The 13,221-nt window shown below is 35.7% G+C and carries 18 protein-coding genes and 1 riboswitch; of the genes, 4 read left to right on the forward strand and 14 right to left on the reverse strand.

The annotated features are described in order from the left end of the window. The 5 genes from ACY3XC_RS01875 to ACY3XC_RS01895 form a co-directional block, all read right to left on the reverse strand. Window positions 1-582 carry a genetic competence negative regulator gene (locus tag ACY3XC_RS01875; RefSeq protein ID WP_464867050.1) on the reverse strand — a complete coding sequence of 194 codons (582 nt, stop codon included), beginning with the start codon at window positions 580-582 and terminating at the stop codon, window positions 1-3. 70 nt (window positions 583-652) lie between these two features. Continuing rightward, the gene (locus ACY3XC_RS01880; RefSeq protein ID WP_464867051.1) at window positions 653-1,570 is read right to left on the reverse strand and encodes a MerR family transcriptional regulator; all 918 of its coding nucleotides are present in this window, start codon (window positions 1,568-1,570) and stop codon (window positions 653-655) included. A 42-nt stretch (window positions 1,571-1,612) separates the two neighbouring features. Next, window positions 1,613-2,383 (reverse strand): metallophosphoesterase, encoded by a 771-nt coding sequence (locus ACY3XC_RS01885; protein WP_464867052.1) that lies wholly within the window; start codon window positions 2,381-2,383, stop codon window positions 1,613-1,615. A gap of 70 nt (window positions 2,384-2,453) precedes the next feature. Beyond that, a complete protein-coding gene (locus tag ACY3XC_RS01890) occupies window positions 2,454-2,696 on the reverse strand; it encodes a hypothetical protein (RefSeq protein WP_464867053.1) in 243 nt (80 codons plus the stop codon). A gap of 57 nt (window positions 2,697-2,753) precedes the next feature. Then, window positions 2,754-3,386: a CBS domain-containing protein gene (locus tag ACY3XC_RS01895; protein ID WP_464867054.1), complete on the reverse strand. Its 633-nt coding sequence runs from the start codon at window positions 3,384-3,386 to the stop codon at window positions 2,754-2,756. Window positions 3,387-3,526: 140 nt separating this feature from the next. On the opposite strand from ACY3XC_RS01895, the gene ACY3XC_RS01900 reads away from it, so the two are divergent. From ACY3XC_RS01900 to ACY3XC_RS01910, 3 genes are read left to right on the forward strand one after another with little or no spacing between them, the layout of a single operon-like run. Next, entirely contained in the window at window positions 3,527-3,757 is a 231-nt protein-coding gene (locus tag ACY3XC_RS01900; RefSeq protein ID WP_179156961.1) for a spore coat associated protein CotJA, read from the forward strand. Further along, window positions 3,754-4,014 carry a spore coat protein CotJB gene (locus ACY3XC_RS01905; protein WP_411254386.1) on the forward strand — a complete coding sequence of 87 codons (261 nt, stop codon included), beginning with the start codon at window positions 3,754-3,756 and terminating at the stop codon, window positions 4,012-4,014. Before ACY3XC_RS01900 ends, ACY3XC_RS01905 begins: the two co-directional genes overlap by 4 nt. A 32-nt stretch (window positions 4,015-4,046) precedes the next feature. Next, window positions 4,047-4,616, forward strand: a complete 570-nt coding sequence (locus ACY3XC_RS01910) for a manganese catalase family protein (RefSeq protein WP_464867055.1) — start codon at window positions 4,047-4,049, stop codon at window positions 4,614-4,616. A gap of 30 nt (window positions 4,617-4,646) precedes the next feature. On the opposite strand, the gene ACY3XC_RS01915 is transcribed toward ACY3XC_RS01910, so the two are convergent. The 5 genes from ACY3XC_RS01915 to ACY3XC_RS01935 all read right to left on the reverse strand — a co-directional run bounded on the left by ACY3XC_RS01915 (window position 4,647) and on the right by ACY3XC_RS01935 (window position 8,989). Continuing rightward, window positions 4,647-5,102 carry a DUF2663 family protein gene (locus ACY3XC_RS01915; RefSeq protein WP_464867056.1) on the reverse strand — a complete coding sequence of 152 codons (456 nt, stop codon included), beginning with the start codon at window positions 5,100-5,102 and terminating at the stop codon, window positions 4,647-4,649. Between the two features lie 87 nt (window positions 5,103-5,189). Continuing rightward, entirely contained in the window at window positions 5,190-5,846 is a 657-nt protein-coding gene (locus tag ACY3XC_RS01920; RefSeq protein ID WP_464867057.1) for a LysM peptidoglycan-binding domain-containing protein, read from the reverse strand. Next, window positions 5,839-6,447 carry a lysostaphin resistance A-like protein gene (locus tag ACY3XC_RS01925; RefSeq protein WP_464867058.1) on the reverse strand — a complete coding sequence of 203 codons (609 nt, stop codon included), beginning with the start codon at window positions 6,445-6,447 and terminating at the stop codon, window positions 5,839-5,841. The genes ACY3XC_RS01920 and ACY3XC_RS01925 overlap by 8 nt, the downstream gene beginning before the upstream one ends. Beyond that, window positions 6,444-7,952 carry a RecQ family ATP-dependent DNA helicase gene (locus ACY3XC_RS01930; protein ID WP_464867059.1) on the reverse strand — a complete coding sequence of 503 codons (1,509 nt, stop codon included), beginning with the start codon at window positions 7,950-7,952 and terminating at the stop codon, window positions 6,444-6,446. The genes ACY3XC_RS01925 and ACY3XC_RS01930 overlap by 4 nt, the downstream gene beginning before the upstream one ends. Continuing rightward, a complete protein-coding gene (locus ACY3XC_RS01935; protein ID WP_464867060.1) occupies window positions 7,943-8,989 on the reverse strand; it encodes a YpbB family protein in 1,047 nt (348 codons plus the stop codon). The genes ACY3XC_RS01930 and ACY3XC_RS01935 overlap by 10 nt, the downstream gene beginning before the upstream one ends. Window positions 8,990-9,221: 232 nt before the next feature. Between ACY3XC_RS01935 and ACY3XC_RS01940 the strand changes: the two genes are divergently transcribed. Further along, window positions 9,222-9,470: a ferredoxin gene (locus ACY3XC_RS01940; protein WP_024030326.1), complete on the forward strand. Its 249-nt coding sequence runs from the start codon at window positions 9,222-9,224 to the stop codon at window positions 9,468-9,470. Window positions 9,471-9,581: 111 nt separating this feature from the next. Here ACY3XC_RS01940 and ACY3XC_RS01945 read toward each other — a convergent pair whose 3' ends face one another. The 4 genes from ACY3XC_RS01945 to sigX form a co-directional block, all read right to left on the reverse strand. Further along, complete coding sequence (locus ACY3XC_RS01945; RefSeq protein ID WP_306430720.1) at window positions 9,582-10,151, reverse strand: ECF transporter S component; 570 nt, start codon at window positions 10,149-10,151, stop codon at window positions 9,582-9,584. 168 nt (window positions 10,152-10,319) lie between these two features. Further along, window positions 10,320-10,451, reverse strand: a riboswitch (FMN riboswitch). A 91-nt stretch (window positions 10,452-10,542) separates the two neighbouring features. After that, complete coding sequence (locus tag ACY3XC_RS01950; protein ID WP_464867061.1) at window positions 10,543-11,265, reverse strand: peptidoglycan DD-metalloendopeptidase family protein; 723 nt, start codon at window positions 11,263-11,265, stop codon at window positions 10,543-10,545. A gap of 181 nt (window positions 11,266-11,446) precedes the next feature. Next, window positions 11,447-12,613, reverse strand: coding sequence for a hypothetical protein (locus ACY3XC_RS01955; RefSeq protein WP_464867062.1), 1,167 nt, complete (start codon window positions 12,611-12,613; stop codon window positions 11,447-11,449). Continuing rightward, complete coding sequence (gene sigX, locus ACY3XC_RS01960) at window positions 12,588-13,139, reverse strand: RNA polymerase sigma factor SigX (RefSeq protein WP_464867063.1); 552 nt, start codon at window positions 13,137-13,139, stop codon at window positions 12,588-12,590. Before sigX ends, ACY3XC_RS01955 begins: the two co-directional genes overlap by 26 nt. Between the last annotated feature and the right edge of the window lie 82 nt (window positions 13,140-13,221).

Consider the following 13,221-nt stretch of genomic DNA (forward strand, 5'->3'; position numbering starts at 1 on the left):
CTATTTGAAATATTTTAGTATCGTTTCCACCGCATTGTCCTTAATAATTTGATTGCCATACTCGGCAAGTACATGCGTACTAAGAATGGAAGGATTTCCGTATTCAGATAAATAAGCTGCAATTTTTTCGACTAATGAAGAGTCTAGATTATTCATAAGTAAGTAATATCGATTATTATAGGAAAATAAACTGCCGCCGCTAACTTGCAGTGGTGTCAGCCTGTGAGAAAGATCGATAATATCTTCTATACTATCGAATTGATATAGCAGGTTTTCACACCCTTCAACTCTAACCTGCATTTCTACAAAGCCATCAAATAATACTTCTTCTTCTTCAATATTTTCATCAACCGTAATGATCATTATCATTCCTTGAGCCTGTAAGGAAAAAATTTCTACTGCTACAGACCCTTGAATCTCAACATCAAATTCCTCGCTTGCCTCTTCCAGCATGTCGTGGAAGAGTTGATGCCATTTTATTGAATCCTTCCAAATATCGTCTTTGGAAAGTCCCCTTTCCATTAAATCATCAGAGGTTAAAAAAATTTTTATCTTATTGACTGTTAAGCGTTCTAAGCGCATGCTCTTTTGCCCCCTGCCGTGACATAACTCTTATCCTAGTGTATGTCAATGGCGTTGGTTGGTGCTTTGTCTAAAATACCATCCGTTCCATTAGCCACATTTCCCATTCATTTACGGTTTGTCCAAGAAAAAAGGTTGAAAACTGTTCCTTATCAGAGGGTTTCATTAATATAATTGCTTCACCACAAATACCAACGGAAAAGTCTTGATGATTTTTGGATAGCAGTTCAACAAGTGAAAGTGCGCCATCTAAGTCTTTTTGATCTTCACATGAGATGATAAATAAATCAGGATGGATAATCTCTAATGTTTCCCAAATATCCTCTTCAGAATGAAATGCACCTATATTTATTACCTCTACTCCGCGTTTTCTTAAATAAAAGCTAAAAATGAGCTGTCCTATTCCTATATCATCCCCGATTTGTGAGAATGTAAGACATACTGCTTTGGTAAGATGAGCATTAGTTGGAAAGCTATTAATAATGGTTGTAATTCGTGCTTGTAAGAATGATACTGAATAATTCCTTTGAGCTTTGGTTATTTTTCCTCCATTAAAACATTCCTCAATTTTATTAAAGATTTGACTGAAAATATCTATGATTACTTTTTCCATTGTGAAAATACTAAACATTGAATTAATTACTTCGTTTATCTTTTCCTGTTCAAAGTGGATTAAGGCGTCATACAGACCATCACTTAAACTGATTAATGGATTACCTAGATTTAGGTTTAATGCTTCGGAATCGATATGTATCTGATTATGTCCCATTAAAGAAATCGCCTGACTGATAGTAAATCCCTGATTCACCTTCTTTATTAACCACTTTAGAATTTTTATATGTTCCTCTGTATATAATCGATGTCCTGCTTCATTTCTAACTGGTGCTATCATTTGATAACGTCTTTCCCATGCTCTTAGCGTTCCAGGTTGAATTCCCAGCATTAATGCAGCAGCTTTAATATTATATTTACCTTCTTGATCACCCATCTTAATTCCCCCGATATTACCAAACCATTCATAAAATGAGTATTACTGCTCGTTCTTAATCGTAATCAAATGACATTGTGCAGGTGCTCCTAATCTAAGTGGCACACTTGTCGTGCCATAACCATTACTAATTAACAACGTAGTGTTTTCTAATTTTTCTACTTTACCTTTTTTGTATGGACTATAACCTAGAATATGTATTTGTCCTCCATGGGTGTGACCACTTAACACGAGGCTGATTTTATGTTCTGGCATAATTTTGTCCGTAATGTCAGGGTAATGACTTGCCAATATCTTAAAGCTATTATCCTCAGCATCTAGTAATGCCAAGTCAAGTCTGTCTCTTTCTTGATTTAAGGCATCTACACCCAGCAATGATAATTTATCACCTTTTGCCGATTCAAAAATAGCTGCAGTATTATCCAATACTTTTACTCCATAATCCAAAAGAATGGCATCTAATTTACGAAAATCTGTTTCATAATCATTATTGCCCCAAACAAAATACACGGGTCCTAATTGTTTTAATTTCTCAAGGTTCATTCTTACTTTTTCAAAGGGAACCTTCTTCTCCATCAAATCGCCGCCAATTACCACGATATCTGTTTTCCCCATCACAGCTGTGATAATATCATCGGAAATAAGACGCTTGTGAATATCTGAGATAAAGAAAATCGATACAGATCCAAAGGAACTTGGAAAATCTTCGAAAGTCATCTCATGATGTACCACATGATTAAGGAAAGCTTCTTTTACCATATACAAGATTAAACCTGCTCCTATGATCAGAAGCAAAACGATAATATAACCCATATTTTCCCCTTTTCCAATTTTAATGTTCTAGCTAAAATCATACCATAAAGAAAACTAAAACCAAACAGGACTAACGTTTGCTCCGTTTTTGCTTCACTATTTTAAAAGTAAGTTGAAGAAGCTCTCGAAATAGTTGCAGACTGATGACTAATCCCAAGAAAAAAGCTAATGAGGCAGCAAAAAACTCCAATGGATAAATAATCGGTCCGACCAAAATATCAGCAAGATGAAATGGATAAGTAATTGGAAACCATTCAATAACCAAATAACCACATACAAAAATAAATAATAGCCGCCAAATGATCCTCAACACAAAAATCCCCCCCATTCATTGTATGAGAAGGATTTGGATTCTTTCCATTCAGATTTACTAGTCTTCTTGAATGCTCAAAATACGAAAACCTTGTTCCTCAAGTTTCTTTGTAAACCTATCAATATTATCTTTCTTTTCTACCTTCATGACAATTCTTCGAACTAATTTATCTGTCTCATCAAACGTGACGAGCGAGATAATATGTTCATGGAAGTGATGGGCAATTTCAGAAAGTCGAGCAATACGCCCTTCTGTTTCTACTGATGTAAAAGCAATCCTTACCCCTGGGCGATTTACTCCAAAAGCACTCTGAAAAGTTGAAAGGACATCAGATCGTGTTACAACCCCTAGAAATTTACGATTTAAGTCAACTACAGCTAACAGCGGGAAGTCTTTTAAGTCCAGCAGAGTTTTTTCAAATACTTCTTCACCTAGTAGGTACTTCTCTTGATATGTAGCAATCTCTTTAACTGTGACGCTGCTTAAATATTCATCCTTCTGTTTTCCGGACAGAAAGTAGTTCTCATAAATTTTGTAGCGTGTAACAACACCTAGATACTTTTCACCTAGTAAAACTGGCACTCCATCAATCTGGTGGGTTTCCAATTGTTCTAAAGCTTCTGCCAATGATGTGTTTTCCTGCACAGTAACACAAGCATGATTTGGAATCATCATATTTTTTACAAACACTTTCAATCACCTCAAAGTTATTAATAACCTTATTATACTTCAACATTTTGATGAAATACCCTGCTGCATAGCAAAGATTTATGTCATGAAAGAGAAATATTTTCATATTTATTAATGATGTTAATTAAGGGAGGGCTACTATGTTTACTCTATATAAAACCTGGCACCCTATTGCTAGTCCATTTGACCCCTGCAAGCCGATTCTAGAAAAAACTTATTCAACTCCCCCAAATATATATATGGGATTTCAACCACCTAATCTTCCACAATTCTCACCACAGGAAGCACTGAGAGCAGGAACACTTTGGAAACCATTTTACGACCCCTATTTCAACCCATTTGAGAAGGCAAAGGGGGGAATTCCAAGATGAAACAAATCCCGCCAGAATATTATCAAATAATGGAACAACTCCAAGCAGTTGATTTTGTCTTAGTCGAATTAACACTTTATTTAGACACACACCCTGACGACCTTGAAGCCATAAAACAATTCAACCATTATGCAAAAGAAAGAAAAACGATAAAAAAGGCATTTGAAAGTCAATTTGGTCCTCTTCAACAGTTTGGCAACAGCTATTCCGGACACCCATGGAACTGGAACGAACCTCCATGGCCTTGGCAAGTTTAAATCTAATTTTATAATCAGAGGGAGGGATTTGTATGTGGATTTATGAGAAAAAGCTTCAATATCCGGTCCGTGTAAGTACTTGTAATCCAACATTAGCAAAATATTTAGTTGAGCAATATGGCGGTGCAGATGGCGAACTTTCTGCGGCTTTAAGATATTTAAACCAGCGATATTCCATACCTGATAAAGTAATTGGTTTATTAACAGATATTGGCACAGAGGAGTTTGCACACTTGGAAATGATTGCCACTATGATTTATAAACTTACGAAAGATGCCACACCAGAAATGATGAAGGCAGCCGGAATAGGTGATCACTATGCCATACATGATAATGCTCTCTATTACGAAAATTCATCTGGGGTGCCATGGACTGCTTCTTATATACAAGCTAAAGGTGACCCAATTGCTGACCTTTACGAAGATATTGCAGCAGAAGAAAAAGCAAGGGCTACTTACCAATGGATCATTAATCTAAGCGATGACCCAGATTTAAATGATGGTTTAAGGTTCCTCCGCGAAAGAGAAATCATTCATTCACAACGCTTCCTTGAAGCAGTCGAAATATTAAAGGATGAACAAGGGAAGAAGATATTTTTTTAATGTCTAGAAGAAGCAGCCTTAAGCTGCTTCTTATTTTTTTTCGTGATAAAGGTTAATATCATAGGTTTTCTTTATTACATCAAAATCTACATGGCGATTTTTCCAATGCTCTTCCTTTTTCCATAAATCCTTACTGCGATTGACAATTTCACACCTTAATTCCTGGTATTCTTTCTCCTTTTTATCCTTCTGCTGCCTTAATACATTCATCGCACCATACAATATGACTGTACCAGCCAGCAAACTGATATTAATGGCATCACTAACAGAAGCAGAAAACATCGCAAAAAAAGAATAAGAGTATTGTTTAGCAATCATAAAATAGAAATAACTAAAAAATAGGAAAGCAAACAGCAGCATAGAATAAATAGATAAATAGTGCCATCTTTTAACGGTATCAAACTTAACCTTTCTTTTTCGGACGTTTTCTAGCATTTGTTTTGTTGCTTCATCCGTATGCGCAAGTGAACAAATTGTTTTATCCATACTATCAACACCTCATTAACATAAATATGAACTTGTCCGATAAATTATGAAAAATTCATTAAAAAAAACCGATCAAAAATTGATCGGTTACTTTTTCACGGGGATTTTTAAGACTTGTCCAACTATGATTTCATTTCCCTTTAAATTATTCGCTTTTCGGATGAGTTCCTCTCCAGCTTTTGAATGATAATACTTCAAAGAAATACGATAGAGATTTTCTCCCGTTTTGACGGTATGGGTAATGATTGTTTCTGTAGAAGCACTGCTATTTTTATCAGTGTTCGGTACACTACTATTTCCTTGTTCTGAAACGGGATCCAGTATCGGAGTTTCTGGGCTGACTGGCTGTTGGACTTCTATTACATCTTCCTCATTCTCCACTGTTGAATTATCTTCTTTTTCCTCAGCAACTTTGTTAATACTGTTGCTTTCTGTTTCAGACTTTTCAAAATTAATAACTTCATATCCAGAAGATTCACCTGTGACTTTTTCTGTCTTTTTGCTTTTTCCCTCCTCAAGATAGGAGTAAGCACTAAAAATAACGATAGGAAGAAGTATAAAAAATAATACCAATATTCGAATAATCGGATACTTTACCTTCAATTTTGTTTTCGTTCTCTTCGCCCTATGAATCTGTTCTCTTGGGGGTAATTTTTCACGACCTTCGGTTGTTTCTTCGTTTATTTTTTCAATACGCCGTTTAAGCCTTTCCGCCTCGGTTCTGAAAGGTTCTTCTTTATTCATGAAACAGTCCCTCCTGTTCAACTATCTCTTTGGAGTGTCTATATTTAATATAAAGTCCTAATAAAAAATCTATTGTAAAGTGCATAACTATTGTAAGAGCTAAATTTTCACTCCATTCATACATGTAACCTATGAAAAAACTAAGAACTACAATATTAGTAAATAAAAACCAATTAAAAAGGTATCGATAATGGATGACAGCAAATATAAGACTTGCTAGAATGAGTCCAACCTTTGTTTGGATAACTCCTCGAAATAGTAATTCTTCACTAATTGCTACAAATGCAGCAATCCAGGCTATGTGGAAGATACTTCTATTTTTAAAAATTCTTTTGTTCAAACCGCCATCATCATAATAAGATGACGGAAGCCATTTCATTAATAGAATATCTAAAATGACAACCGCAACCCCTGCAGGAACGCCGATCAACAAAATTCTTATATCAGAAAAATCAATTGCCTTCATAAATGAAAATTGATCAAACAAAAGAAAACCTAAAACAATAGTAATAACTAGGAGTATGATTTGGGTCATGTATAAATGAAAGAGTATTTCTCTATCGGTTAATCCTTTGATTAATTCATTATATTTATTTTTCATTTACTCAACTCACTATTTAGTAGAATATTGGCTAGATAATCTTTCCACATTCCTTCAAACATAGGATTCGTTTGTTCTCTCTCAGGTGCATGATATTGATCAAAGTGGATTCCGCAAATATCGCAGCAATTCCTGACACTCCCTTTAACAGCAACTTCTTCAAAGTAATTCAGAATTAAATCTCTTCTACATGATTTTGACTTAATCCATTTTTTTAGAAAATTAATACTATCTTTCTTTACTTTTAATCTTTCATTTACGAATTCTTTTATTGTACGCTTTAACTGTTCTAAATCGGAAGAGCCTTGAGGGTTTTTGATTAAGTCCTGAATAATACGCCATTGGACCTCAGAAAAGCCTCCTTGCTCCCTTAAATACTGGTTACCTTCTAAGAAATATTCATTCGATATTTCACTGTGAACTAAATGTGCGAACAGCCAATCAATTTGCAGATCAGAGGGTAGTTCTCCTTCCGCGAGCTGAATAGGAAGCTGTTCATCACCAGGTGAATATAATAATATTGCAATACTAGCTTCGCCATCACGCCCAGCTCGGCCAATTTCTTGCAGATATGATTCGATTTGCATTGGCATATGGTAATGGATGATAAATCGAATGTTTTCTTTATTAACCCCCATACCAAAAGCACTTGTTGCACAAATCACATCAAGTTGTCCGTGAATAAATTGCTGCTGTATTAAGATTCTTTGTTCCTGGTCTAAGCCTCCATGGTAAGCCATTGCTCTCATAATCCCCTTCTCTACTAATAGAGAAGCCATTTGTTCCGCAACCTTTTTACTTGAAAAATATATAATTCCCGGCTTTTGTAACTGAAGAACTAATTCTATCAAACGGGATTGCTTATCCTTATAATTAGGTACTTCTTCAACATAAAAGGCAATATTCGGACGGTCAATCGTCGAATCAATCTTACTAAATTCCTCTAAATCAAGAGATTGGATAATATCCTCTCTTACCTTTTTGGTGGCGGTTGCTGTTAATGCAAGGGTTAGCGGATTCCCGAGTTTCTTTCGAAAATCTCCCAGCTTAGAATAATCTGGACGGAAATCGTAGCCCCATTGTGAAATGCAATGTGCCTCATCCACTACAAATAACGAGATGTTAAGGGCTTGCAGCTTTTTCATAATAGCAGGCAGGCTTAACATTTCTGGCGAAACAAAAATATATTTAAATTTTGTTAAATTCCGTAATACATAGCCTCGCTTATCAGAAGCAAGAAAAGAGTTTAAAGCAATAACCCGTTTTTCACCAAATTTCATTAATTGCTCCACCTGATCCTGCATTAGAGATAACAGAGGAGAAATGATTAATATCTGCCCATCAAGACAATACCCTGGAAGCTGGTAACATAAAGATTTACCTGTGCCTGTAGGAAGCATCGCAATCGTATGGTTCCCCCCGAGCAAAGACGAGATCACTTCCTTTTGCCCCGTTTTAAATGTTTGATAACCAAAATGCGTAAATAAAAGTTTTTCTAATTCCATTGTCTATCACCATACTTTGCCAGAACGAGTCTAATTTGAAAGTAGGAAGTCTCTTTAAAAATGTTCCTAATTACTTTAAGCTGCCTAGTAGATTCTTGCCGTGAAATTTCTAAGATCTTCTGTTGGGTTTCTTCCTCCACATAGGAATTAATGGAAAATCCTTTAATATTTAAAGCAAATTCTACAATATGATCTTCTATTGTACTTATTTTTAAATGACGAATACCTGCGATCTCCTCCAGGGAAAAACCTTGATTTAAAAGTTCCCAGGTTTTACGTGAAGAATGAGTTAAGGAATCTTTTTGTTCAAAATTTGCTAACAGCGATGATAACACCTGATAACGAGCAGGATTTTTTTCAATGCATTGGATTAAGCAATGGAGGCAATTGATAAAGGCGAGATGATATTGAAGTAAATCAAAATTCAGCATTTTCGCCGTTTGCATAGAGGTCAATCCAATTTGTTGATATCCCGTTAATCTAAAAACCAATACGGAAGGGTTGATATCTTTTTCCTGTTCAAAAATACCCACTAATTCTGAATAGAGAATCTCCCCTAGCTTTTGCTTTGGGATCGAGGTAGATTTTAAAAAGTCCTTCAACCAGTTATGAACCTCAGAATTTTTTTGAATGGGGATGTATTTCGTTTCTTTAAATATAATATTAGAAGCTACTTGAACCAGCAGGGACAGTCTTTCCCAAAATAGCAATGTATTAAGTTGATACTTCCAACCATTTATATAGGATGGCTGTGGATGTTGCAATAAGTATGCTTGTCCTCTAGAGGTAAGTTTAAATCTTTGATCCCCAGAGGCTTCCACCATTTTTCCCTCAAGTAAGTTGTTGAAAATTTTATCAAAAGATTCGCGCGTTAATGGTTCAAGAATTCGAAAGTACCTTTTAAGTGAAAATAAATGTGCATCCTGAAGTGTTTGTGATGATTTTTTCCCATTTAAAAGGTGATAGATGGAATAAATTGTTCTTTCACCGTTTAATTGTTTCAAACAATATAATAAAATATTTTCTATTTCACACATTCCATTCCACCACTTTTTGCTTATAATCGACAAAATCACCTATTTTTCTATCCCTATTCTATCATGAAAGTGGTAGTCGTGTTGCTAAAAAATGTGGAAGATTAGGTAATCCAAATCCTATAGAGTATTTTACTATTGAAAAGTTACTCATTCAGTTTTACAATAGGAATGAGTAATGCGTTTCCATTTAATATGGAATGAGTAAGTTATTTTATTGGGAGGTTTTTTTTTCATGGCAAAGTACACGATTGTTGACAAAGAAACTTGCATTGCATGCGGAGCATGTGGAGCAGCAGCACCAGACATTTACGATTATGATGATGAGGGTATTGCATTTGTAACTCTTGATGATAACGAGGGTATTGTAGAAATCCCTGATGTATTAATTGATGACATGATGGATGCTTTCGAAGGCTGTCCAACTGATTCAATTAAAGTTGCTGACGAAGCATTTGACGGCAATCCAACTAAATTCGAATAATATTTTGTCATTAAAATATTGTTAAGCTGCTACCCTCGTCATCCTTTGGCGGGGGTTATTTATTCTCAATCAAATAAAAGAAACCAGGCAACAAGCCTGATTTCTTTTCTTTTAAGCACTTTTTACAATTGTTAATTTATTAATCCATGACTGCATTCTGATGAATAGCAGCATAAATATAGAAGACATGATTATGCCTTTAATGATATTAAATGGTAAAATCCACGGCACCACTAAATTTCGCATGTCAGGAAACTTCAACAGCGAGGTATATGCCGGTAAAATAAATAAGTAATTTAAAATGCTCATCATTACCGCCATAATAAGGGTTCCTGCAATCAGTGCGAATGTCATTCCTTTTCGGGTTCTCATTTTGTTGTATACATAGTAGGTTGGCAATACAAACAGAATACCTGCAAGGAAATTCGCAATATGTCCAACCGGAATTCCAGTTGCACTTCCAGTAGCAATATAATTGAGTGCGTTCTTGAAAAACTCAACTAATATTCCTGCAACAGGTCCAAAAATTAATGCAGCGATTAATGCTGGGATATCGCTGAAATCAATAAATAAGAAATTTGGAAATGGTGGAAGCGGGAAGTTTATCAGCATTAAAAGATATGCGATACTGCTCAGCATTCCAATTGATACAATTGCTTTGACACTCATTTTTTTCTTCATTCTTTTTCCTCTCTCCTTTTTGATCCATCAAGTTAGGAAGAGAGGTTCAGCAGCTTTTAAGGTGTCCTAGTAAAAATAAAAAACCTCAAGAAAGTAATCTTGAGGGAGTTTTACAAAGGCGCTCTTAATAAACGTTCAATATACCAGCATTTTTTGAACGTCGCGAACCTCCATCTTCTCCCATCCAGACTATACTGTCGGCTTTGGAATTACACCAAATCCTGCCATAAAAGCTCGCGGGCTCAAGAGTTTAACTCTAATACCGCCGATCGGGAATTTCACCCTGCCCCGAAGATAGATCGATATTTAATTACTCCCTCATTATACTAGTAAGTATTCGTATTGAAAAGAAAAAAACACTAACCAATTGTGAAGGTTAGTGTAATATTAATTATTTTTGAATGACTAAAACTTGTGCAGGCAGGATAAGATCTGACTTTAGTTGGTTGACTTCTTTTAGCTCCGCAACTGATAAATTGCTTTTCTTTGCAATGGAGGTTAGTGTATCTCCCGCTTGTACAATATAATGTGCCTTTTCGCTATTTACATACGTACTTGCTGCAAGAATATTGGTGCTACTTGCCATTCCACCTTTTACTGCCACACCTACCTCAGTATGACCAAGCAGCGTTTCTGGATCAATTGCATTTTTCTTATCAAATGTCCATTCTACCTCATGACTCTCAAAGTGAAGATGAACACCTGTTGATTCACCCGTTCTTCCCATCATCCCTATTCTAGCACCTTGTTTAATCTCTTGACCTGTATTTACAAGCCGCTTATTTAAGTGGGCATAAACCGTAACATAGTTATTTGGGTGCTTAAGAAATATTACATTCCCATAAGTCTTTGAATAATAGGATTTGCCCACAACCCCATCTTCTACAGCGATAACAGGAGCGTTTAACCTGCCCGCTATATCGATTCCCTTATGTGTTCCACGCCTTGTTCCATATGTATCAGATATGACACCATCAGCGGGCCATATCCATCCAGCTTTTATTTCCTTTGATTCCTGCATACTCGCTTCAGTCTGCTTTCCACCTAAAAATAATAAGCTGACACAAAGCGCCATAATTGCGGCAATTAAAAGCCGCCTTATGTAGTCTCGCATTTGATTGTTTTCCTCCTTAATCTTGTCCTCTCCTCCACAAACCATATGTTTACGGAATGTTATTTAGAACATATTGTTGGTCAGAGCGGTTAAGCATACTTGTTATAATTTGGAGAGATATGGTTTTTTATTCATTAAAAAAAAGATTAACCTTATACTGGTCAATCTTTTTAATCTTATATTATTCGATTGGGCGGTGATTAGGTGCCAACGGAACCTTTATTTCCTGTGATAAATCAAATGGTCCTAAAAGCTTAATGGGAGCGTTCACTACCATAATCGTCTCTATCCCAAATTCTTTTGCAGTTAATAAAATGGCTTCAAAGGCATAAACCGTTGCAAGGTTATCCTCCATTGGTGTGTTTTCATCCATATTAATGATTAATTTGTTATCCTGAATTGAAACTTCCTTCATCTGAAAGGATGAACCTATTGAGGCTTCTAGGCCGCCTACCTCTTGGTCAGTCTTCATTGCTTCGAAAGCTGAATTTATATCTTGAAACATTTCAGTCGAAGGTACGAGATAGGTGGTTTCTAATCCATCAGGTGTATATAAGAAATATCCATGTTTACCTTCTGGATTAACTTCCAATTCATCCATTACACCATAATTACCAAATTCTATTCCAGGCTGTCCATTTGTTTTGAGTTTAATCTTATTTACCTGACTATTCGAAGCTATTGTTTTCTCCAATATATCTAAAAAAATCTGTTCACCTGCAGAACCTTGCCCATATTTATGGTCACTAGGCACATTGACAATCACGGTATTATTCGTGTTATCCAATTCCAACGTGGCGTTCAGTGGATAATAATCTGTCAATCCCCATTCCTCTTCCTTTAACAGTCCCATTGAATCAGTAAAAAGAGACAGCCAATTCTTGTTATCATCTTGAGGGACAATAATGGATACAGGGACTAGTATTTGTGCCTGCGAATCAGGTACCCAATAAGTGATTACCTTTCCGTTCTCTATATCATCATCGTATATTGCACTTTTATTCATTCCAGTCATCAGCATTTTAGGTTCTGCACCTGATAACCCATCTTCTTCTTTATTATCCAGTATTGATGCTTTATCGTCAGCAAGGCTAATCTTTTCCTCACTTGAAGATTCCTGTTTTGCACTATCAAAAGATTGTGTTCCTTCTAAAAACCTAGGAATTAATATGAAAAAAAGGAGTAATGCAGCAGCTGCTGCAAACCCTGGAATTAGCCATGCTGTTCTTTTTCTCTTTTTTATAGAAAGATTTTGATATATGTCACGAGGATTGCGATTGTCTTCTATTTTGGGCATTTGCCTAAGTAATTCTTCGAGCTGCTTATCGCTCCACTCCGACTTCTTCACTCTCTAATCCCTCCTTATCATGAAATATTTCCATGTGCCTTTTCAATACTTTCAATGCACGATGTTGTGTTGTTTTCACTTTACTTTCCGTCCAATCGAGAGCCTCTGCTGTTTCACTAATTGATAAATCGTTTAAAAAACGCAATATGACAACAGAACGTTGATCCACAGTGCAATGGTCCAAACATTGATAAACCCATTTGATTTCTTCCCTTTGAATTGTAATTTCTTCGGGTATCGGATAATCATCTTTTATCTGACTTTGTGACCAATCAAATTTTTCAAGGAGTCTTCCCTTCCATCCCTTTTGCTTACGAAATGAATCAATGGCAACATTTCGCGCGATAGAAAATAGCCATGTTTTTTCACTGCTTTTCCCTTCAAAGCGATGATAAGATTTAAATACCCTTATATATACTTCTTGGACTAGATCCTCTGCCTGTTCTTTGTTTCTTACCATATAAAATAGAAATTGAAAAACGTCATGATGATATTTTTGATATAGCTCTTCGAAAACGGAGTCCATCCATTCCCCTCCCCGTTCATAGAATTAGTCGATACTTATGTACAAAAAGTTTCACATATTAAATATAGACTTTTTATAAAAA

Source organism: Bacillus sp. CZDM1, assembly GCF_055502545.1.